The following is a 22,939-nucleotide window of genomic DNA, read 5'->3' on the forward strand; positions in this document are numbered from 1 at the left end:
CCGTTAATAAAATGAAAGCACCGCTGCGATGCCGGCCCCAATGGCGAAGGCGGTCAGAAAAGCTTCCGCCCCCTTTGACAGGCCGGATACCAGATGTCCTGCCATTAGATCCCTCACCGCGTTCGTTAAGTGAAGCCCGGGAACGAGCGGCATGACGGAGCTAATAATAATTTTGTCGAGGTCGGTGCCGAAGCCGACATGGACGGTAAGGACGGACAGCAGGCCGATCAGGACAGCGGTCAGAAATTCGGCGAAAAACGTAATCGGGACGATACGGTGGAGCGTCACGAAAAATAAATAGCCGATGCCGCCGCAAACGATGACGGGCCAGAAGTCCGACCAGACGCCTTGGAACATAATGAGGAAGCAGCCGCTGGCAATCGCGGCGGTGATGACCCGCAGCCAACTCGGGTAGCTGTAGCCGCCGTCGCCTGAATCGATGCGCTGGAGCAGCTGATAGGCTTCCTCGGGCGTCACTTCTCCGCGGCTAATCTGCCTCGAAATATCGTTTACAAGCGTAACTTTCAACAGATTGGTCGACCGCTCAGAGATACGCATGAGTCTGGTTGTATGAGCAGTGCCCTCGATGGCGAAAATAATGCCGGTCGGCGTTACGAAGCTTTGCGATTGCGAGACGCCGCAGGCGGCAGCGATGCGCACCATCGTATCCTCCACGCGGTAGGTTTCGCCGCCGTTCTGGAGGATGATCTTACCTGCCAGCAAGCAGAGCTGCGAGATGTCGCAGCGGCCGTTATCGTCGGTAGACTGAGCGTTTGCCGTCATGGCTGCTTCGTCTGCCGCTCGAACTCCTCGCGGATGCGAGCGAGCAGGGCTGGATCGGCGCATACGTCATAAGCCGTCGCAGCAAGCATTTTGGCGCTGAACAACATGCGGTCGTACGCTTGTTCTGTCATAGCCGCATCACGGAACGCTTCCGTGTGCAGCAGGAATCGTTCCTCGACTACTTTGACGTAGGGATGAATGGCCGGACAGCGAACGGATACGTTGCCGAGATCGAGGGATCCGTGGTCCTTGCCGAATGCAATTTCTTCGGGTAGGATGCCAGCGTCAATCAGATTTTGGTTGAATTGAGCCGACAGTGTTTCGTTCGTAAGCAGCTCGTCATACGAGAACTCATATTTGTTCGTGGTTAGCGTACATCCGGTTTGCAGAGCGGCTCCTTCGGCGCAGCGCAGCACCTTCTCTGTTAGCTCGTTCGTGTAGGTGCGTGAAGCGGAGCGCACGTAGAACTTGGCCGAAGCATAATCGGGAATGATATTCGGCGCTTTGCCGCCGTTGTCGATAATGCCGTGAATGCGAGCGTCACTGCGGCATTGCTGGCGAAGCGCGTTGATGCTGTTGAACAGCATAAGCACCGCATCGAGCGCATTCACGCCTTCGTACGGACTTGCCGCTGCGTGAGCGGCAACGCCTGCATATTCGAATTGAATCGCGTCAAGCGCAAGCGATTCGCCGGAGCGCTCGAAGGTGTAATAAGGGTGCGCCATTAAGGCGAAGTCGCAATCATCGAATAGTCCGGCTGCAGCCATCGGCACCTTCGCGCCTTTCGTTTCTTCGGCAGGCGTGCCGTAGATGCGGATTCGGCCGCCTAATTGATCGATCACCGACTTCAGTCCAACGGCCGCCGCAATACTCATCGAGCAGATGAGATGATGCCCGCAAGCGTGGCCGATCTCCGGAAGAGCGTCATACTCGCAAAGAAAGCCCGCGGTAGGACCAGGCTTGCCGGAATCATAAACGGCGATGAAAGAAGTCTCTATGTCAAGAATGCCGCGCGTAACCTCGAAGCCGAAGCGCGCAAGCTCCTTTGTTAGCAGCTCCGCAGCGAAGAACTCCTCATGGCCAAGCTCCGGCCTGTTCCCGATCGAGCGGGAAATAGAGCGGAAAGTTTCGCCATGCTCGTCAATCGTATTGAATACGGTTTGTTTGTTGGTCATCGCAGAGAATATGCCTCCTCATATCGTTAGTCTCATTTTACCGCATGCCGTGAATTTTTTTGAATTGCTCAGGACTAAGGCCTTCAAGACGCTTGAATACCGAGCTGAAGTAGCTGGGGGAGTCGAAGCCGACCCGCCTTGCGATCTCGTTCATCTTAATATCGCTTTCATGGAACATAAGCTCCTTGCTGCGGTTGATGCGCTCACGGTTCACATATTCCAGCGGCCGCATCTTCAGCGCTTTCTTGAACAGCAGGCATAAGTATTGCGGCGTAATGTCGATACAAGCGGCTAAGTCCTTGATCGTAATAAGCTTGTCATAGTTGTCTTCAATATACTTCAGTACCGGCTTCAGCTTCAATATATGATGCTCCGCCGATTGCGAGCTTACGAGAATAACTTTCATCAAATCAAGCAAAAACATGTAAACGAGCTTAGAGCATTCCAAGCCGAGAAAAGAGCGGCCGGATTGCGTCATCGCAAAGATATTTTTCATATGTGTCAACATCATATCATGATCGGCTGTCGAATAGACGCCAGATTGCTTAATCCCTGCTTGCCGCAGCATCGTTTCCGATAGATCGCCGCGAAAGCTAAGCCAGAAGATTTCCCAGGGCTCTTCCGTTGCATAATAAGCATGAGGATCGCCCGGTAAGAGACAGAAGCCTTGTCCGGCTTGAACAGACATTTTATGCTCGCCGACCTGAAGAATGCCTGCTCCGTTCATGACCTGCAGCCACTGAAAATGCGGATATCCGTCAGGACGGTCGATCGTTTCTTGGTTGCTCCAATGACCGATGCTCGTAAGGTAGAGGGGAAGCGTTGTATCGGCTTCTGTAAGCGTCGGGAAGACCATCGTGTCCATCTGTATGCAGCACTCCTGTTTCATATTTTGATATCAATGCGAAAATACTATTATTTTAATGGAGATGCTTTCATTTTATAATATGAATATCATTATAGTCTACCCAATTACGACGATTCACAAGACGATATAGGAGGCTCACATCATGACAACAAAGTTCCCGCCGATCAGTAGCAAGATCCCGCAAATGCTGCATGGAGCAGATTACAACCCGGACCAATGGCAGAAGTATCCCGAGGTGCTGGAGGAAGATATACGCTTAATGAAGCTGGCTAGCTGCAATGTGATGTCGGTAGGCATCTTCGCATGGGCGGCGCTAGAGCCAGAGGAAGGCCGATTCACTTTCGAGTGGTTGGATACGCTGCTGGACAAGTTCGCTGCGAACGGTATTTTTGCCCTGCTGGCAACGCCAAGCGGCGCGCGTCCGGCTTGGATGTCGGAGAAGTATCCGGAAGTATTGCGCGTTGCCCCGAACGGCATTCGCAATCTGCATGGCGCAAGACATAACCACTGCTTCTCCTCGCCGGTTTACCGCGAGAAGGTAGAGATTATGAACAGCAAGCTGGCTGAACGTTATTCGCAGCATCCTGCCGTTATCGGCTGGCATATCTCCAATGAATACGGCGGCGAGTGCCACTGTAATTACTGCGAAGACGCATTCCGCGGCTGGCTGCAAAATAAATACGGCTCGCTCGAAGCGCTCAACGATGCATGGTGGACGACGTTCTGGAGCCACACGTATACGAACTGGACGCAGGTGGAATCCCCTACCGCGCGCGGCGAGAATGCCGTTCATGGTCAAAACGTGGATTGGAGACGGTTCGTTACGGATCAAACGGTCGATTTCTGCCGTCATGAGATTGCGCCGCTGCGTGCCGCTAATCCGGAACTGCCGATTACGACTAACTTCATGCTTGATTTCGAGCCGCTTAACTATTGGAAGTTCAGCGACCTGCTCGATATGATTTCATGGGACGCTTATCCGACATGGCATGACAATTTTGGCGACGACAGCTCGCTGGCGTCTTGGATTGCTTTTAACCATGATGTGTTCCGCTCGCTCAAAGGCGGCAAACCGTTCATGCTGATGGAAAGCACGCCGAGCATGACGAACTGGCAGCCGGTCAGCAAGCTTAAGCGTCCGGGCGTTCATATCTTGTCCTCTTTGCAGGCGGTAGCGCATGGCTCGGACACGGTTCAATATTTCCAATGGCGCAAGAGCAGGGGCTCGAGCGAGAAGCTGCACGGTGCGGTTGTTGACCATGTCGGCAACGAGCACACACGCGTCTTCCGCGAAGTGTCCGAACTTGGACAGACGCTGGAGAAGCTGACGGAAGTCGTTGGCACTTCGGTGAAGCCGGAAGTAGCGCTTATTAACGATTGGGAAAACCGCTGGGCGGTGAAAGATTCGCAAGGACCGCGCAACGGCGGATTGCACTACGAGCAAACGCTGCACAACCATTACCGTCCGCTGTGGGATCTGGGTGTATCGGTTGACGTTATTGATTCCGAATGCAGCTTCGATTCTTATAAGGTGCTTATCGCGCCGATGCTCTATATGGTGCGTCCGGGCGTTGGCGAGCGCATTGAACGCTTCGTCGAGAACGGAGGTACGTTCATCGCGACTTATTGGAGCGGCATTGTCGACGAGAACGACCTTTGCTTCCTTGGCGGCTTCCCAGGTCCGCTTCGCAAGACGCTGGGCATCTGGTCTGAGGAGATCGATTCGCTCCATGATCACGACTCGAACCGTGTCGTGATGAACGAAGGCAACGAGCTAGGCTTCGGCGGCGAGTTTACTGCTCGCGAGCTATGCGACCTTATTCATCTCGAAGGCGCTGAGGCGCTCGCAGTATACGGTGAAGACTTCTATGCAGGACGTCCAGCCGTAACGGTGAACAAGCTTGGCAAGGGTAAAGCGTATTATATTGCGTCGCGCAATGACAATGAATTCATTAAACAATTGACGGCAAGCGTACTCGAGCAAGCTGGCGTGAAACGCGTCATCGAGTCGGAGCTGCCGGAAGGCGTAACCGCTCAGCTTCGTACGGACGGCGAGCAAGACTTTGTATTCGTCTCGAACTTCACGGATGCTAGCAAGTCGGTAGAGCTGGACGGCCGCGTATACACGGAACTGCTGACAGGTGCGGCTGTAGGCTCATCAATTGAGCTTGAAGGCCACAGCATGAAGCTTCTGAAGCGCGCATCGAAATAACATTCTTGTATTCCTAAAAAACTGTGCAGCACGTACGAAAGACGTACGTGCTGCACAGTTTTTTTGCGTTGTGGTTGAACTGCCTCTGTAAGCGCACATGCGCACTTACACGCCGCCTCGCCAAGTTACTCCTTCGCCGTAAGAGCACATACGCACTTACAGCTCACATTCGAATAAGTAGCTTGTTCAAACTGGGCCTGTAAGCTCACATAAGCTCTTACAGGCTGTCCCACCAAGTTACTCCTTCGCCATAAGAGCACATGGGCACTTACAGCTCACATTCGATCATGCAGACTGGCAACTCATAAATCTATTTATCAATTATTGTCGAATTTAACATTCCGATAACATTTCGCGCCTCTACAGTTGATGCTTGAGACCTATAGTGTTTCTGAGAGGATATGGAAGGAAGGGTGATCGTGAATGACGGTGTCCGTTCTGGATAAGCAAATGAAGCAAGAAGTGGTTGAGCACGAAGAAGGAAAGTCTTCGGCAGCGATTGCAGCTGAAGTTGTACCACCTGCCGCAGAGGCCGTTTCCGAAGCTGCAACAGAAGCTTTGGTACAATCGGAGCTCCTATTTATTGAAAGAGAACTTAATCAAACATCATTAACAGCTAAAGAAGAAACAACAGATGAAATGACAGAGGAGCGGTCCGTTCGGATTGCCGATTATATGCGCGGGGCGCCGACCGTTGAAGAAGAGCGCACCTGCCGCGAGACGATAAGCGTGTTCAAGCAGCATCCCGATTGCGAGTGCGTAGTCGTCATACGAAGCGGTGATCAGATTCCGGTCGGTCTCATGATGCGCAACCGGTTTTTCTTAAAGCTGGGTCATCGGTTCAGCGCCGATCTGTACTATGAGAAGCCTGTAACGAAGCTGATGGATACAAGCCCGTTAATGGTACATAGAGCGGATGCGCCGCAGCAGATCATCGACAGCGCGCTCAGCCGCGATGAGGGCATCCTATATGATTGCGTGATCGTGACGCAGCAGGACGGATTGTTGGTTGGCGTGCTGACCGTTTCGGACATGCTTAAGATGTCGAGAGAGCTGCAGCAGGAAGCGGTTCATGCGCAGCGCCGCATCATTGAATCGGCGGAACAGCGGGTAAGGCAGATTGAGCAGGCGGCAAGCGCAGTCCGAGGCTCAACCGAACAAGGGGAATCGCTGTCTGTAGAGATGGTTGATCTGACGTTAAGCGGCAAGAACGAGCTGGACAAGGTAAGCAACGCTTTCGTATCGATAGCGAACTCCTCACAGCGTCAAGAGCAGCGCATGAACGAGCTTCAAGCGGAAGCGGGATCCATCAGCCGCGTGTCCAAGGTGATCCGCGAGCTGGCGGACCAAAGCAATCTGCTCGCGATCAATGCTTCTATAGAAGCAGCGCGTGCGGGCGATCACGGGCGCGGCTTCGCCGTTGTGGCCGGCGAGGTTATGAAACTAGCAGGCCAGACGAAGCAGCTGGCCGGAGAGATTACGATGCTGACGAAGTCGATCGTCGATGCGATCGGCGAGACGGCGGCGCTTACGCGATCGGGGCGGACAGAGACGACGGCCAGCGAAGCGTATGTTCTCGCCGCGGTTGAAGCGTTCAATCGCTTGTTCCAAGCGGCTGCGGATAATCGCGGAAGCGCGAAGCAAGTCGGAGAACTGTCGGAGCAAGCGCATCGTCAGTCGATTCATGTCGCCGATGAAATGGAGAAACTGCGGCAGTCGTATTTTTAACATGAAGTTTACAAAAAGAGAGTACCCGATTTACAAACGGCTAGTAGTATTGAACTCGTTAGGGAAAACACATACTAGACAAATTAAGAGGAGTGGTAGAGTTGTTTAAGGGGAAAAAGAAAGTCGTAGTAACGTTGATGATGTCCATGTTGATCGTATTCGCAGCAGCTTGCGGCAATAACGCCAATAGCGGAAATAACGGCTCGGAGAATAATGGCGGAGCAGCAACGAACAATACGGCAACCAATGCGCCAACTGAAGAAGCGGTTAAGCTGTCGGGCGAAATTAAAATAGACGGTTCCAGCACAGTGTTTCCATTAACGGAAGCAGCGGCTGAAGAGTTCAACAAAGAGCATTCGGATGTACGCGTACCAGTCGGCGTATCCGGCACAGGCGGTGGCTTCAAGCAGTTCTGCGCTGGCGAAATTGCAATCGCAGACGCATCGCGTCCGATCAAGGACGAAGAAGCTACAGCTTGTAAGGACGCAGCAATCGAATACACGGAGCTTTCGGTAGCATTCGACGGTTTGTCGGTTGTCGTTAGCAAAGAAAATGATTTCGTAGACCACCTGACGGTTGAAGAATTGAACAAAATCTTCACAACAGGCAGCACGGTTGCTACTTGGAAAGACGTTCGCGACACATGGCCTGCAGAACCGATCGTTATGTTCTCGCCAGGTGCTGATTCCGGCACTTATGACTACTTCAACGAAGCAATCCTTGAAAAAGCAGGCATTCGCAACGATAAAGCAATCAGCTTCAGCGAAGACGACAACGCACTCGTTCAAGGTGTAGCAGGCAGCAAATACGGCATCGGTTACTTTGGCTTCGCATACTTCGAAGAAAACGCCGATAAGCTGAAAGTCGTTCCGGTTGACGGCGGTTCCGGCCCAATCGAGCCTACGTACGACACGATCAAAGACGGCACTTACGCGCCATTGTCCCGTCCGCTCTACATCTACCTGAACAACAAAGAGCTTGAGCGTCCTGAAGTGAAAGAATTCGCTAAGTTCTACATTGAAAACATCGGAGCATTGGCTGGCGAAGTTGGCTACGTATCGTTGCCAGATGAGCAATACGCAACAGAAGCTGCCAAAATCCAATAATAAATAAGCTCGTACTTGGTGATGAATATGTGATGTCTCGCGAGACATCACATTTTTCACGCCGCATATGTTAATGAATTGTAAATGGCAAGAAGGAGGCCGCCGGCATGCAAAGCGAAGCTCTGCAAAGCAAAGATAATGCGCAAACCACTACCGTAAAAGTCGACGCATACAATTTCAAAAACGAGCGCGTCAGCATCATGAACAAAGTAATGCCAATCCTGCTGTTTCTTTGCGCGTCCGTATCCATCATGACAACGATCGGAATCGTTGTGACATTGTTAACCGAAACCATCCAGTTTTTCAAAACGATACCGATAACGGACTTTTTGTTCGGAACGAAATGGTCGCCGCTAATCCCGCCTAAGAGCTTCGGAGTGCTGCCGCTGCTTACCGGAACGCTGATGATTACCGTCATTGCTTGTCTTGTTGCCGTGCCGATCGGGCTTGCAAGTGCCATCTACTTATCGGAATATGCGCCCAAAAAAGTACGAAAAGTCGTAAAGCCCATCCTTGAGGTGCTCGCCGGCGTGCCGACAATCGTATACGGCTATTTTGCGCTAAGCTTGATTACGCCGATTATTCAAAGCATCTTCCCAAGCGCCGGCATATTCAATGCGCTCAGCGCCGGAATTGTCGTCGGGATCATGATTATCCCGATGGTCAGCTCGCTAAGCGAGGACGCGATGTCGTCCGTACCGCGCAGCTTGCGCGACGGCGCTTATGCGCTTGGAGCTACCAGGTTCGAGGTTGCCCTTAAAATCGTTGTACCTGCCGCATTATCGGGTATCGTAGCATCTGCTGTACTTGCATTCTCACGTGCAATTGGCGAGACGATGATCGTGACGCTTGCAGCGGGATCGACGCCGAACATGACGATGAATCCGCTGGATAGTATTCAGACCATGACCGCCTACATCGTTCAAGTCAGCTTAGGCGATACGCCGCACGGTACTGTCGAATACGGCTCGATATTTGCAGTAGGCATGACGTTGTTCGTCATCACGTTCTTGCTTAATATTCTTGCCCAGTACGTAGCAAGAAGATTCAGGGAGGAGTATTAATATGAACATCTTTCACGATGCGAACCGCAAGCAGATTGCCGGCCGCCGCAGAACGGACTGGCTGTTGCATATCTTGTTCGTTACGGCAACCTCGATCGGCGTAATCGCGCTTTGCGCTCTGCTTATCGACATACTGATCGACGGTGTTGCACGTCTTCAGCCAGACTTGTTCACCAACTTCCCGTCCCGCAAGGCAGACGGCTCAGGCATGAAGTCCGCTCTTGTCGGCACGATCTATATGCTGCTCATTATGGCGCCGATCTCCTTTATCTTCGGCGTAGGAGCAGCGATTTACCTAGAGGAATACGCAAGCAAAAACCGCTTCACAAGGATCATTCAGCTCAACATTAGTACGCTTGCCGGCGTTCCTTCGATCGTATACGGCATTCTCGGCCTCGCCTTGTTCGTAAGGCTGCTGGCGCTCGATAAGAGTTTGATCGCAGGCGCACTTACGATGACGCTGCTCGTGCTGCCGATTATCATTGTGTCGGCGCAGGAAGCGATTCGCGCCGTGCCGAAGTCTCGCCGCGACGCCTCGTTCGCTCTAGGCGCGACGAAGTGGCAAACCGTGGCTCGCTCGGTAATGCCGTCGGCTATTCCCGGCATCTTGACCGGCGTTATTCTCGCGATGTCGAGGGCGATCGGGGAGACGGCTCCGCTTGTTATGATCGGCGCGCTTACGTACGTCGCTTACTTGCCGAAGGGCATTACGGATTCATTCACCGTTATTCCGATTCAAGTGTACAACTGGCTGTCCAAGCCTAAGGTGGAGTTTCAGGAGCTTGCGGCAAGCGGCATTATCGTATTGCTGGCGCTGCTGCTGCTTATGAATTTCTCGGCTATACTGCTTCGCAACAAATATAGCAAAAACGTTTAATAACGGTTGGAGGAGACGAGCGAAATGGAAGCACTTATTAATATTAACAAGTTGAATTTGTTCTACGGCACTTTCCATGCACTCAAAAATGTATCGCTAACGATTCCGGAGAAAGCGATCACCGCCTTCATCGGCCCGTCCGGCTGCGGCAAGTCGACGCTGCTCCGCACGCTCAACCGTATGAACGATATGATTCCCGGCACGCGCATCGAAGGCGGCATCGCCATCGGCGGAACGGAAATTTATTCGAACGAAGTAGATGTCGAGACGCTCCGCAAAAAGGTGGGCATGGTGTTCCAGCAGCCGAATCCTTTTCCTAAATCGATCTACGATAATGTTGCCTACGGCCCGCGCCTGCATGGCGTATCGAGCAAAAAGCAGCTCGATGAAATCGTGGAGACGAGTCTGAAGTCGGCCGCGCTCTGGGATGAAGTGAAGGACCACTTGAAGCGCTCCGCCTTCGGCATATCCGGCGGGCAGCAGCAGCGTCTGTGCATTGCGCGCGCGCTTGCGGTGAACCCTGATATTTTGCTCATGGACGAGGCTACTTCGGCGCTTGACCCGATTTCCACGCTGAAGATCGAAGAGCTGGCGCAGGAGCTGAAGGATAAATATACGATCGTTATGGTTACGCACAATATGCATCAGGCAGCAAGGGTTTCCAACCAAACGGTATTTTTCTTGAACGGCGAGGTCATTGAATATTCGGATACGGAGAAGCTGTTCTCCAACCCGACCGATCAGCGCACGGAAGATTATATTAGCGGACGTTTCGGCTAAGCCGCGACTGTATTCGCGATTGAACGAATACCTAATAGGGGGAAACTAGCTGTGATGACGAAACGCAAAGAATTCGATCAAGGACTGGAACAGCTTCATAATTTGCTGGTGGAGATGGGCGGCTTCGTAGAGGCCGCGCTTGTGGATTCCATGGAAGCGCTCAAGGTCGTTGATGTTGAGCGGGCTAAGCTTGTTATTAAGAAAGATCCGCAATTGAATCAAATGGAAGAAAAAATTACGGAGATCGGCTCGCGCCTTATCGCTACTCAGCAGCCGGTTGCGAAGGATTTGCGCCGCATTTTGTCGGCGTTCAAGATTGCCAGCGACCTCGAACGAATGGGCGATCTCGCGGTTGACGTGGCGAAGGTCGTATTGCGTTTAGAAGGACAAGAGCTCATTAAGCCGCTGATCGATTTGCCGCGCATGGCGGAGATCGTTCAGACGATGACGTATGAGTCGATTCAATCCTTCGTGCTGGAGAATGTAGATCTTGCTTACAAAATGGCAAAGGACGACGATCAGGTCGATGCGTTGTACGGTCAGATCACGCGCGAGCTATTCTCGCTCATGATGGAGAACCCTCGCAATATCGCCCAGGCTTCACTGCTTAGCTTCGTTGGCCGCTATATGGAGCGATTCGGCGACCACGCAACGAATATTGGCGAAAGCGTCGTTTACTTGGTTACGGGCAACCGTCCTGACCTGAATCAATAATTTAAATGATCGAACAATAAACCTTACCGCAGAGGAAGTCCGCGCCGCAGCTGGACTTCCTCTGCGGTTTTTTTCTATGTGAACAAACAAACATTATAATGTTTGTTGACCTGAGCCTAAAATCAGTGTACTTTAAACATTATAACGTTATAATCTTAACTGGATTGAAGGTGAGCTGCATGAAGCAAGAACGGATCGTATGGCGCAACGTTAAGCGAACGAATGGCGAAGCAATCGATATAGCCGTCGAGCACGGCATCATTACGGAAGTAACGGCTGCGGGCCGCGCGAATGAAGGGAATGACGTCAGAGACGGCTCTGGATTGTATGTCTCCAGCGGCTGGATCGATGTGCATGTTCACGCGTTCGCCGAGCTCGACCCGTACGGAGATGAGATCGACGAGATCGGCGTGGGGCAAGGAGTCGCGACGATCGTCGACGCGGGAAGCTGCGGGGCGGATCGGATCGGCGAATTGGCGTCAAGCCGGGAACAAGCGCTCACGAACGTGCTGGCGTTGCTGAACGTCTCGAAGATCGGATTGCATCGGATTGACGAGTTATCCGACCTCAGCTGGATCGACCGCGAGCTGGCGGTAGAAGCCGTTCGCAGCTACCCAGACTTCATCGTCGGCTTGAAAGCAAGAATGAGCGGGAGCGTCGTGAAGGAAAGCGGCATTGAACCGCTGAGGATAGCTAGAGCAATGGCAGATCAGATGAGCTTGCCGATTATGGTTCATATTGGCTCGGCGCCGCCTCGAATCCAGGATATATTGCCATTGTTGAATGAGAACGATGTCGTAACTCATTATTTGAACGGGAAGAGCAATAATTTGTTCGACGATGCCGGGCAACCGTTGCCGGAGCTTAAGGAAGCAATCGCCAGAGGGGTGCGTATGGATGTCGGACACGGCACAGCCAGCTTCTCGTTCAAGACGGCTGAAGCCGCGAAGGAGAGCGGGATCGGGTTCGACACTATTAGCTCCGATATCTATAGAGGCAACCGACTGAGAGGTCCCGTTCACAGCTTGGCGCATGTCATGTCCAAGTTCTTGTTACTGGGCTACCCGCTAGCCGATGTGGTTGACGCCGTTACCGTTCGGGCAGCGAACTGGTTGAACAAGCCCGAACTCGGACGTATCCAAGTAGGCGACAAAGCGCATCTTACCTTTTTCGCCGTGAAGCATGAGAAGACGGAGTTTATCGACTCCGAAGGGGAGAAGCGCGTGGGAGATCAACATATTGGGGCAAAAGGGGTAATCGTCAATGGCAAATTTGTTGAATGCTAAATACGGATTGAAGCGTGTCATTAACGCAAGCGGGCGCATGAGCATCCTCGGCGTATCGGCACCAACCGACACGGTTATGGATGCGATGAAGCGCGGGGGGCAAAGCTACGTGGAAATCGCCGATCTCGTTGATAAGGCGGGCGATCATATCGCCGGGATTCTCGGATCGGAAGCGGCAGTCGTTGTCAACTCTGCTTCTAGCGGTATCGCGTTATGCGTGGCCGGTATCGTAACGCAAGGCAATCGGCGCAGAAGCGAACGGCTGCACCAAGATCCGATAGAAAAGAACGAAATCATTATTTTGAAGGGTCATAACGTTCAATACGGAGCGCCGGTGGAGACGATGGTATTCCTCGGCGGGGGCAAGTTGCTAGAAGTCGGTTACGCGAACGAAGGCAAAGCCGAGCATATCAAGGATGCGATCAGCGAACGTACGGCAGCGATTTTGTATGTGAAATCCCATCACGCGGTGCAGAAGAACATGATTTCCGTCGAGGAGGCATGGGAGGTAGCGCAGCAGAGCGGCGTGCCGCTCATCGTCGATGCGGCAGCGGAAGAGGATATTCGCAAGTACGTGAAGTTCTCGGACTTGGCGATTTATAGTGGCTCCAAAGCGATCGAAGGGCCGACATCGGGCATTGTCGGCGGCAAACGGCATTACGTGGAGATGGTGAAGGTCCAATTGCATGGTATCGGCCGCAGCATGAAGGTCGGCAAGGAGACGACGTTCGGCTTGCTCCAAGCGCTGGACGAGTATCTGAACAAGCCGGATAACAGCGAGCGGGAGAAGGCGGCGCTTCAAGCGCTTATGCCGCTCGGCGAACAACCGGGCGTTCAAGTGACGATCGTACAGGACGAGGCGGGGCGGGCGATATTCCGCGCTAGAATTCAGATCGATCCTGCGCTGACGGGCACATCGGCCAAAGAAGTCGTCCAGCGGCTGCAGAACGGCGACATCGCTATCTATACGCGCGACTACGGCGTGAAGCAGGGCTACTTCGACATCGATCCGCGTCCGCTGCTCGGCGACGACATTGACGTGATTGCAGCAACTATTAGCAAGCTAACGGGAGGCAACTAATATGTCCAACATGAACAGACGATTGTATAATAGCCGCGCAGCGCTGAATGTGCTTGCGAACAGCGTAGAGAATGCCAAAGAAGTATTCGATGCCGCAGAAGGGCATGTGCTTGTTGGCGTACTGTCCAAAGACTATCCGACTGTCGAAGCAGCCGTCGAAGCGATGAAGCAGTATGGAGAGGCGATCGACGACGCTGTCTCCATCGGTCTCGGAGCGGGAGACAATCGGCAAGCGGCGGTCGTAGCGGAGATTGCGAAATATTATCCGGGCACGCATATTAACCAAGTATTCCCGGCGGTCGGCGCGACTCGTGCCAACTTGAACGGTCAAGAGTGCTGGATCAACAGCCTTGTCTCGCCGACGGGGCAAGTGGGGTACGTCAACATTTCGACTGGACCCTACAGCGCTGCTCAGCCGGAGCAAGCGATCGTGCCGGTCAAGACCGCGATCGCGCTCGTCCGGGACATGGGCGGCAACGCGCTCAAGTATTTCCCGATGAACGGATTAAGCCGGGAAGACGAGCTTCGAGCAGTAGCGAAAGCATGCGGCGAGGAAGGCTTCGCGCTTGAGCCTACGGGAGGCATTGACATGGACAACTTCGAACCGATTTTGCGCATTTCGCTGGAAGCGGGCGTCCCTCAAGTTATCCCCCATGTCTACTCGTCGATCATCGACAAGGCGACGGGCAAGACGAACGTGGCAGACGTCCAGACATTGCTGGCTACGATGAAGAGATTGGTTGACGCCCATGGCTGAACGTAACCATGACGATCGTAAGGCAGTTGCTGTCTTCGGCGAAGTGATGATGAGGCTGCAGACGCCTGGTTACGAGCTGCTGACACAAGCAAGCAGCTTGCATTATTCGTTCTCCGGAACAGGCGTTAACGTCGGTTCCGCGCTCGCTCGCTTCGGGCATCGTGCGGAGCTCGTCACGACGTTGCCGGGCAATCCGCTTGGAGACGCGGCCGCAGCGTTCGCGCGCAAGCTCGGGTTGTCGACGGATTTCGTCGTCAGGTCGGGGCAATACATCGGCATGTATTTTCTGGAGAACGGCTTCGGCGCACGCCCTGGCCGGGTCACTTATTCCAATCGTCAGGCAAGCAGCTTTAACACGGCGCCAGCCGGAACATACGATTACGAGTCAATCGCAGAGCGCGTCGAAATCGCGCATTTTTGCGGCATTACGCTGGCGATGAACGACCTCGTCCGCAGCCACCTGATCGCGCTGGCACGGGCGGTCAAGGCGAAGGGCCGCCGGATCGTATTCGATTGCAACTATCGTCCTGGTCATTGGGGAGAAGACGGCCATGCGAAGGCGCGGCCTTATTACGAAGAGATGCTTTCCCTGGCCGATATCGTCCTGATGAACGAGCAAGACGCCATACGAACGCTTGGCATGGCAACGGAACAAACAGGGCGGTTCGACCAGTTGACCGAGCTTATGCCCCAAGTCGCAAGGAAGTACGGCATCTCCGCGATCGCGGGCACGCATCGCACCATCAACGAGAATAATACGCATACGCTGCAAGGTTATTTGTACAAAGACGGCTTCTTCTTCGCTGATCCGGTAACATTTGCCGTTCACGACAGAATTGGAGCGGGCGACGCGTTCGCAAGCGGTATCCTGCATGGCGAGCTCAGCGGATTCGAGCCGGACCGTACGGTCCGCTTCGCCGTCGCGGCAGCCATGCTCGCTCATACGATTAGCGGAGATACGCCGATGTCGGGTGAGCAAGACATTATTCGCGCCATGACGGGAGCCGTCGGCGACGTGGAAAGGTAGGTGCCGCTGTGCGGCGTTCTCGCAACAAACCGCTTTACTTGCAGGTCATGAGCGTATTGAAGGACCGAATTCTTCACGGGACGTACCCGGTAGGCACGTTGATTCCTTCCGAGCCGCAATTGGAAGCGGAATTTGGCGTCAGCAAAATTACGGTGCGCGCCGCCATCAAGGAGCTCGCGCAAGATGGCTACGTGGACAAGGGAAGCGGCAAAGGCACGAAGGTCATCCGCAACACTTCGTCCTCGAAGCTGTCGAAGCTGAAGCGGTTCACGGAGGTGCTCGTCGACGAAGGATACCGCATCCGCAAGGAGCTGCTTGCTGCGGAAGTCATCTTGACCGAGGAAGGCTCGGTCGCCAGGCAATTGTTTGGCGATCGATGCGTGAAGATCGAGCGCCTATATCGGCTTAACGGTGCGCCTTATATTTACTACACGCATTATTTGACTGACAAGGTGTCCGGGATCGAACCTAACGACTTGAATGAGCAGTCACTATACGACTTACTCGAAGAGCGTCAAGTGACGCTGGACAAGTACCGCGACGAGTTTTCCGTTACAGCCAGCGCGCCTCCACGTGCAATGGAGGCGCTTGAGCTCCGAACAGGCAAACCGCTGCTGAAGCGAGCGCGCTACTCTTACGACGAGAATGGCGAGCCGGTCGAATATAGCGAAGGCTTGTACGATACAGATCAACATCATTACGTCGTCAATTACGACGTGTGAACGGCTTACTCCCTCTCTTCCGAGAGGGAGTTTGTTTTGAAATATAGGAAATTATAATATTCACTCTGGCTTAATAGCTCAGAATATGTAGTAGAGCTGCTATATAAATGAACTTCATTTTGAACGGACGGAGGTCGAATGGACGGCATGAACGGCTGGTTCAGAAGATCGTTGAAGCGCAAAATCACGTTCCTGCTCCTCATTTCGATTTTGTTGCCGCTATTATCATTAGGTTTGTTTTCTTATTTTATCGCGTCCGATTTAACCGAGAAAAAACAGAAGGAATCGGGTATGAGCATCATGAAGCAGATGGCCTCCAACCTCGAGTTTATTATGCGCGACATCGAGAACAGTTCTTTGTTCCTCATCGGAAATAAGGACGTTCAGCTATATTTGAACGTCTCTAAGGAAGAAGCGAACATGCGGCAGAACCGTATGACCGAATTTTTGTCCAACCTGATGTATTCCAAGAATTATATATCGGATATTACGATTTATCCCGCTAGCGAAGCGCTTCCAGTGTCCAACACGACGATCTTCAAGGTAAGCGTACCCGATATTACGATTCACGATCCGGATTATTTCGCCAATCATCCCTACTGGTGGACGTCGCTTTATCCGATTCATACGGCGGCGGGGAAGAAGAACATCATTTCGCTCATTCGTCCGATCCGCAACGTAAATTCGTTCAAAAACTTGGGTAAGCTCGTTATCAGCCTTGATGAGAGGGTAGTGGAGAATACGCTCAAGAAATCAGGTATCGGCGCTAACGGTTTCATGCTGCTCATTGACGGGAAGGGTAATGTCCTGTCGGGCTCGATGTCCCCGCTTCCGAACAACATCGCCAACATTCTGCCGGAGCTGTCGCGCCTAGAAGAAGGAGCAGGCTCCGTCAACTACGGAATCGGGCGAGACAAGAAGACGGTGTTGTATCACAAGCTGTCCGAGGCCGACTGGACGTTAATCGGCGTCATTCCTTTCGCCGACTACAAGGCGCAGAACCGATACGTGCTTACGCTTACCGCCGTGGCAGTCGGCGTCTCGCTGCTGGCCATCGTTGTGCTCGTCGTGTTCTTCGTTCAACGGCTCACCCGTCCGCTTCGCATGCTGACGAATTTCTTGAACAAGACCGACCCAGAGGAGCCGATGCGCATGTATCCGGTGGAATCGATGGATGAGGTAGGTCAGCTCGTGCGCAGCTACAACAGGCTAAGCGGCAAAATCGAGGCGTTGACCGACCAGGTAAAGCGCAACGAAGCGATAAGGACGGAAGCCGATATGCAGGCGCTGCAGGCGCAGATCAATCCTCACTTCCTATACAATACGCTCTCGTCCATTCATTGGATGGCACTAATGAGCAAGGATCACCAGACGGCAGATATGGTCGGCAACTTAAGCGACTTTCTTCGCTTCAGTCTCAACAAGGGCGCCCAGTTCACTTCCGTCGAACAGGAGATCGCTCACGTACGCCATTACGCGAACATTCAGGCGATCCGCTACCCGGATCAGTTCGACATCGAGTTCGCGATCGATCCGCAATTGTACCGCAAGAAGATACTGAAGCTATTGCTCCAGCCCCTTATCGAGAACTCGCTCGTCCATGGCTTGCTGAAGAAGCCGGGCAGGGGGGAGATCAGCGTGTATGCGAATCTGCAAGCGTCGTCGATGGTGTTCACCGTGGAAGATTCGGGAGCGGGCATCGAGCCGGACAAGCTGGCGCTTATTCTTGCCCGGCTTAACGAGCCGGAAGATACAAGAGGCGAGTCCAAGGACCATTACGGACTTCGGAACGTGCATCTGAGGCTGCTGCTTCATTATGGTGCCGACGCGGGGCTAAAAATCGAAAGCACGGCAGGCGCTGGGACGAAAATTTCGTTCGCGCTGCCGGTAACGGAGGATTCAATCGCATGAAAATCATGATCGTGGACGACGAGGTCATCATCCGCAACGGACTCAGCACTGTCATCAATTGGGAGGAGCTTGGCTTCAAGCTTCTCCCGCCCGCCGCTTCAGCCGAGGAAGCGCTGGACCGGTTCCAGGACGAACAGCCGAACATAGTGCTCTCCGACATACAGATGACGGGCATGGACGGCATCGGCTTGGCGGCCGAGATAAAGAAGCTTTCGCCGGATACGGAAATCATTATATTGACCGGCTTCGATATGTTCTCCTATGCCCAGCAAGCACTCCGCGAAGGGGTGAGTGATTACTTGCTGAAGTCGAGCCGACCCGAAGAAATCATCAGGGCGGCGATGAAGGCGAAGCAGCGGTTGCAGTTGCGCTGGGAGTCCATTAAGCAGGAGAGCCGCGGCCGATCGGCGGTCCGCGATCGTCTGCTCGAGAAGCTGGCCAGAGAAGGGATGCTAAGCGATCAGACGGTCGAATCGGCCAGCGTGCTGCTGCCGTGTCTTGGGCTTGCGGAGCAGAAGTTGTCGTTGCAGGTGCTGCTGCTGTCTGCGAGCGGGTGGGGAGGACGGCCGGAGGACTTGTCGCTCGCGCATTTTGCCGTCGCAAACATGGTACAGGAGATATTGCCTTGCGAGACGCTGCTGCATAAGGATCGGGTTCTCGTTGTCGTGAACCTCAATGCAGGCGTGACAACTTCGGAGAGGCTCGAGATGGAGCTCGGAAGAGTCAGCAGGAAGCTCAAGTGCAAGTTGTTCGTGGCCATTGGTTCTGCCGCAAGGTCGATCGAGGAACTGAAGCGATCATTTGAGGAAGCCGAGCATGCATTCACGTACCTATCCATTTCCAAAGAAGATGCGTTCATCCGGTATGAGATGGTGAAGGACCGGGCGGGGGGCAAGACGGTCTGCTCGGAAGAGGAGGAAACGAAGTTCATCGCCATCGTAAAGTCCGGAAGCGTGATCCAGCTGCGCCACTGGGTCGACGAGACGGTGTCCGCCCAGCTGTCTGATCCCGAAGTGACGCCGGACACTATGCACGCGTATTTACAATCGATCGTTCTGTCTGGACGACGTTGGCTGGAGAGAGTCATTGCAACGGTTGGGGGCCAGCCTCCCATGGCTGAGCAGTTACGCACAGATCTACTCAACCGCTCGGAAAATGTGCACGAGTCGTTGTTCCGCTCGCTGAAGTCGATCATGGACCTGTACACGGAAACGATGTCTGGAGAGCGGGTATCATATATCAAACGAGCGATTGCGTACATTAACGACCATCTGGACAAAAACTTAACGCTGCAGCAGGTGGCGAAGCATGTCCATCTGAATCCGAACCACTTCAGCGAAGTGTTCAAACGGGAGACCGGTTTTACCTATATTGAGTTTGTAACAAAGGAACGTATTACCCGCGCCAAGGAACTGCTGGACAGCACCCCGATCAAGATCAGCGATATCGCGGGCCGTGTCGGCTACGAGGACGTTAAATATTTCGGCCAGCTGTTCAAGAAGGCGACCGGGCAGACGCCGTCCGAATACCGCAATAAGACCTGATCGATGTCCCCCCTCGATCTGAAGTGTGTCCCCTGCCTCTCCGCAATCGACGGGCTTATACTGAAAGTATTCCATCGCAACACTGTTGCAGAAGACTACAAACATTTATCAGGGGGGATTTTTAGATGAACAAGAAGCTTTCTATCGTTGCTACATCGCTCGTCACCGCCTCACTCGTACTGGCCGCTTGCGGCAACAATACTGAAGCTGGCAAGGCTCCCAACGGTTCCGATAACAACGGCAAGGAGAAAGTAACGCTTTCGATCTGGCACAACTATACAGGCGACGATCAACGCGCCCAAACGATGCGCTCCATCATCGAGCAGTATCAGAAGGATCACCCGGAAGTAGAGCTAGACGTTCAGGCTATTCCGCCAGACGGCTACCGCACGCGACTTAAAACGGTAGCGGCAGCAAATGAAATGCCTGACCTGTTCGTGATGTGGCCGGGCGTTATGACAAAGGAATTCCAAGCTGGCAACCTGCTTCAACCAGTGAACGAGCTGCTGGACAGCAAGCCGGAGTGGAAAGAAGGATTCCTCCCAGGCTCCTTCGACGGCTTCACGATCGGCGAAGACATCTTCAGCGCACCGATCGCGTTGTCCCCGACTTCGATTCTGTTCTATAACAAATCGATTCTCGAGGCGAACGGCTTGCAGCCTCCGAAAACGTGGGACGATCTGATGAATGCTGTCGGAGTATTGAAAGAAAAGAAAATTACGCCAATCTCGCTAGGCAACAAAGCGGCATGGCTGGCGCAATCGAGTATTTTCAGCTCGCTGGCTGACCGCGTGACGGGTACGGAATGGTTCTTGAAAGCGGCAGCCCAAGATGGTGCGAAATTCACGGATCCTGAGTTCGTGCAGTCGCTCGCTTACCTTCAAGAGCTCGGTAATGCAGGCGCCTTCCAAGAAGGCTTCAACTCCATCGACAATACGCAAATGGAACAATACTTCGCTCAAGGCAAGTCGGCTATGATGATCGACGGCGGCTGGGCATTGACGAATCTAGCGGCTTCGGCTTCGAAGGAAGCTCTTGATCAGATGGGTGCGGCCGTATTGCCTTCCATCCCTGGCGGCAAAGGTGATCCGAACACGATCTCCGGTGTCGTTGGAACAGGTATCGGCATGAGCGCGAAAGTAGATGGCGCGAAGAAGCAAGCGGCATATGATCTCATGTACGCGATGGCTGGTCCGGACGCTCAGAAGCGCGTTCTGGAAAGCAACCAACTCGTCAGCTACAAGGTTGATCTTGATAAATCGAAGGTTACTCCGATCTTCGCCGAAGTATACGAGCTTGTGAACAGCGTTACTCGTACTCCGGTATATGACGGTGTCTTGTCCTCCGCAGTAGCCGACGAACTGAACAACGGCCTGCAGGAGCTGCTCATGGGCGGCAAGCCGGAAGCAATCGCGAAGAAGGTACAAGCAGCAATCGAGAAAGAATCGAAGTAATCTTCACTCTTCACACAATAACAATTCATTCGGGATTCGTTCTTCCTCTTTAGTTAAGGCTGGGGGGAAGAACGGATTACCATTCTACTAGCGATCGAAATGGAGGGGGCGTTATGACGTCTGCCGTACGCACCAGAAGATTTATCGTTATCGGTCTTCTTCCCGCGCTGCTTTTGTTTTCTTTCTTCGTCATTGTCCCGATTATATGGTCTGCCTATTATGGTTTCTTTGATTGGAAAGGAATCGGAGCCGCGAAATTCATCGGCTTCGAGAATTATTCGGAAATTATTCATGACGAAGTGTTCTGGCGTTCATTAAAAAACAACATGCTCGTCGTTGTCGCATCCGTGTTCGGCCAAGTGCCAATCGCGTTGGTGCTGGCGTTGCTGCTACTCAAAAACAATTGGCTTCATAAGTTCATCCGTACCGCAGTATTCATGCCCATGGTGTTGTCGTCGGTTGTCGTCGGTATCATTTGGGGCTATATTTATCACCCGGAAATCGGTATCTTAAACTTCCTGATGGATGGTCTCGGCCTCGGAGCTTGGAAGCGTCAATGGCTAGGCGACCCGGACATCTCGATGTATTCGCTCATGGTCCCAATCATATGGAACTACATTGGTCCTTACTTGGTCATGTTCATAGCTGCGCTTCACAACATTCCAAGCGAGATTGACGACGCAGCCAAAATCGACGGAGCTCAAGGCTCCCGCAAACTGTTCTCACTAACTTTGCCATTAATATGGGACACGATCAAAGTCGCTGTAGTCCTCTGCATCTCCGGCAGTCTCAAGTCGTTCGACTTGATCTATATCATGACCGGAGGCGGTCCTGCACATTCGACAGAATTGCTCGCGTCTTATATGTACAATAATACATTCGCGATTTACCGTTTCGGTTACGGCAGCGCAGTATCGACCGCAATCATCATCATTAGCTTGATCCTGGTCGCCGGCAGCCAATATCTCATGAAATCGAAAAACCGATAAGGGGGACCTCACATGTTGCGTCGCCGTTTCAGCAGCGGACTCGCGAATGGTCTGATGACCCTTTACGCGCTCGTCACGCTCTATCCGCTATACTGGTTGTTCATTAGTGCATTCAAATCGAACGAGGAATTTTACTCCCGCCCGTTCCAACTGCCGACCAGCTGGAAGTTCGACAGCTTCGCCCGTGCGTGGAAAGTATCCGATATGGGAACGAGCATGCTCAACTCCGTCATCGTGACAGGTGCGTCGCTCGTGCTTACGCTCGCGATCGGTGCACTCGCCGCGTACATTCTGTCCCGGTTCCAGTTCCGTTTCAAGTTAGCTGTCATGGGCATATTCCTGCTTGGCATGCTCATTCCGATCCATAGCACGCTCGTCCCGCTGTTCATCGTCATGAACAAGATTCATCTTCTCAACACATACGGTGCGCTTATATTTCCGTACGTTGCGTTCGAGCTGCCAATCGCTATTTTTATCATCCAAGCATACATGAACACTTTTCCGAAAGAAATCGAAGAAGCGGCACACCTCGACGGCTTGGGATACTGGGGGATTTTCTCGAAAATCATGCTTCCGCTATCTGCTCCGGCGTTATCGACGGTGGGCATCTTAGCTGTCCTGCGGTTCTGGAACGACTTCTCCTTCGCGCTCGTGTTCATCAGCAAGCCTGCGCTTAAGACGTTGCCGCTGAGTCTGTCGCAGTTCGCAACGGGCTACATGACCGACTACGAATTGACGATGGCCGCGCTGGCGATAGCGGTCGTGCCGACGATTATTGTCTATTTGATATTCCAACGATCGATCATGCAGGGCATGGTCGCAGGCGCCGTCAAAGGTTAAGCCAAACTCTCTGAGTCCGTA

At 53.1% G+C, this 22,939-nt stretch carries 20 protein-coding genes; 17 read left to right on the forward strand and 3 right to left on the reverse strand.

Features of this window, described 5'->3' with window-relative positions:
* Window positions 1-3 precede the first annotated feature (3 nt).
* Genes AC1DF0_RS25775 through AC1DF0_RS25785 form a run of 3 tightly spaced genes read right to left on the reverse strand, consistent with a single transcriptional unit; the run spans window position 4 to window position 2,823 of the window.
* Window positions 4-783, reverse strand: coding sequence for a threonine/serine exporter family protein (locus AC1DF0_RS25775; protein WP_442051138.1), 780 nt, complete (start codon window positions 781-783; stop codon window positions 4-6).
* A complete protein-coding gene (locus AC1DF0_RS25780) occupies window positions 780-1,958 on the reverse strand; it encodes a M20 family metallopeptidase (protein WP_477576072.1) in 1,179 nt (392 codons plus the stop codon). The genes AC1DF0_RS25775 and AC1DF0_RS25780 overlap by 4 nt, the downstream gene beginning before the upstream one ends.
* Window positions 1,959-1,995: 37 nt before the next feature.
* On the reverse strand, window positions 1,996-2,823 hold the full coding sequence (locus tag AC1DF0_RS25785) for an AraC family transcriptional regulator (RefSeq protein ID WP_442051140.1): 828 nt from the start codon (window positions 2,821-2,823) through the stop codon (window positions 1,996-1,998).
* Window positions 2,824-2,968: 145 nt separating this feature from the next.
* Between AC1DF0_RS25785 and AC1DF0_RS25790 the strand changes: the two genes are divergently transcribed.
* The 17 genes from AC1DF0_RS25790 (at window position 2,969) to AC1DF0_RS25870 (ending at window position 22,918) form a co-directional block, all read left to right on the forward strand.
* Window positions 2,969-5,038, forward strand: a complete 2,070-nt coding sequence (locus AC1DF0_RS25790; RefSeq protein WP_477576075.1) for a beta-galactosidase — start codon at window positions 2,969-2,971, stop codon at window positions 5,036-5,038.
* A gap of 423 nt (window positions 5,039-5,461) precedes the next feature.
* Window positions 5,462-6,766: a methyl-accepting chemotaxis protein gene (locus AC1DF0_RS25795; RefSeq protein WP_477576077.1), complete on the forward strand. Its 1,305-nt coding sequence runs from the start codon at window positions 5,462-5,464 to the stop codon at window positions 6,764-6,766.
* Window positions 6,767-6,867: 101 nt separating this feature from the next.
* Window positions 6,868-7,872 (forward strand): PstS family phosphate ABC transporter substrate-binding protein, encoded by a 1,005-nt coding sequence (locus AC1DF0_RS25800; RefSeq protein ID WP_442051143.1) that lies wholly within the window; start codon window positions 6,868-6,870, stop codon window positions 7,870-7,872.
* A 200-nt stretch (window positions 7,873-8,072) separates the two neighbouring features.
* Window positions 8,073-8,936 (forward strand): phosphate ABC transporter permease subunit PstC, encoded by an 864-nt coding sequence (gene pstC, locus AC1DF0_RS25805; protein ID WP_442051173.1) that lies wholly within the window; start codon window positions 8,073-8,075, stop codon window positions 8,934-8,936.
* A gap of 1 nt (window position 8,937) precedes the next feature.
* A complete protein-coding gene (gene pstA / locus AC1DF0_RS25810; RefSeq protein ID WP_477576080.1) occupies window positions 8,938-9,813 on the forward strand; it encodes a phosphate ABC transporter permease PstA in 876 nt (291 codons plus the stop codon).
* 24 nt (window positions 9,814-9,837) lie between these two features.
* On the forward strand, window positions 9,838-10,593 hold the full coding sequence (gene pstB, locus AC1DF0_RS25815; RefSeq protein WP_337099055.1) for a phosphate ABC transporter ATP-binding protein PstB: 756 nt from the start codon (window positions 9,838-9,840) through the stop codon (window positions 10,591-10,593).
* A gap of 54 nt (window positions 10,594-10,647) precedes the next feature.
* Entirely contained in the window at window positions 10,648-11,307 is a 660-nt protein-coding gene (gene phoU, locus AC1DF0_RS25820) for a phosphate signaling complex protein PhoU (RefSeq protein ID WP_442051145.1), read from the forward strand.
* A 179-nt stretch (window positions 11,308-11,486) separates the two neighbouring features.
* Window positions 11,487-12,593 carry an amidohydrolase/deacetylase family metallohydrolase gene (locus tag AC1DF0_RS25825; protein ID WP_477576083.1) on the forward strand — a complete coding sequence of 369 codons (1,107 nt, stop codon included), beginning with the start codon at window positions 11,487-11,489 and terminating at the stop codon, window positions 12,591-12,593.
* Entirely contained in the window at window positions 12,571-13,674 is a 1,104-nt protein-coding gene (locus tag AC1DF0_RS25830; protein WP_442051147.1) for a DgaE family pyridoxal phosphate-dependent ammonia lyase, read from the forward strand. The genes AC1DF0_RS25825 and AC1DF0_RS25830 overlap by 23 nt, the downstream gene beginning before the upstream one ends.
* A gap of 1 nt (window position 13,675) precedes the next feature.
* Window positions 13,676-14,431 (forward strand): 2-dehydro-3-deoxy-phosphogluconate aldolase, encoded by a 756-nt coding sequence (gene dagF, locus AC1DF0_RS25835; RefSeq protein ID WP_442051148.1) that lies wholly within the window; start codon window positions 13,676-13,678, stop codon window positions 14,429-14,431.
* Entirely contained in the window at window positions 14,424-15,458 is a 1,035-nt protein-coding gene (locus AC1DF0_RS25840) for a sugar kinase (RefSeq protein ID WP_477576085.1), read from the forward strand. Before dagF ends, AC1DF0_RS25840 begins: the two co-directional genes overlap by 8 nt.
* Before the next feature lie 8 nt (window positions 15,459-15,466).
* Window positions 15,467-16,180 (forward strand): GntR family transcriptional regulator, encoded by a 714-nt coding sequence (locus AC1DF0_RS25845; RefSeq protein ID WP_442051150.1) that lies wholly within the window; start codon window positions 15,467-15,469, stop codon window positions 16,178-16,180.
* Window positions 16,181-16,318: 138 nt separating this feature from the next.
* A complete protein-coding gene (locus AC1DF0_RS25850; RefSeq protein ID WP_477576088.1) occupies window positions 16,319-18,091 on the forward strand; it encodes a sensor histidine kinase in 1,773 nt (590 codons plus the stop codon).
* The gene (locus AC1DF0_RS25855; RefSeq protein WP_442051152.1) at window positions 18,088-19,635 is read left to right on the forward strand and encodes a response regulator; all 1,548 of its coding nucleotides are present in this window, start codon (window positions 18,088-18,090) and stop codon (window positions 19,633-19,635) included. The genes AC1DF0_RS25850 and AC1DF0_RS25855 overlap by 4 nt, the downstream gene beginning before the upstream one ends.
* Before the next feature lie 125 nt (window positions 19,636-19,760).
* Window positions 19,761-21,089, forward strand: a complete 1,329-nt coding sequence (locus AC1DF0_RS25860; protein ID WP_442051153.1) for an extracellular solute-binding protein — start codon at window positions 19,761-19,763, stop codon at window positions 21,087-21,089.
* A gap of 113 nt (window positions 21,090-21,202) precedes the next feature.
* Window positions 21,203-22,078 carry a carbohydrate ABC transporter permease gene (locus AC1DF0_RS25865; RefSeq protein WP_442051154.1) on the forward strand — a complete coding sequence of 292 codons (876 nt, stop codon included), beginning with the start codon at window positions 21,203-21,205 and terminating at the stop codon, window positions 22,076-22,078.
* 12 nt (window positions 22,079-22,090) lie between these two features.
* Window positions 22,091-22,918 (forward strand): carbohydrate ABC transporter permease, encoded by an 828-nt coding sequence (locus AC1DF0_RS25870; RefSeq protein ID WP_477576091.1) that lies wholly within the window; start codon window positions 22,091-22,093, stop codon window positions 22,916-22,918.
* Window positions 22,919-22,939 lie beyond the last annotated feature (21 nt).

The organism is Paenibacillus sp. 05T425, from assembly GCF_056396205.1.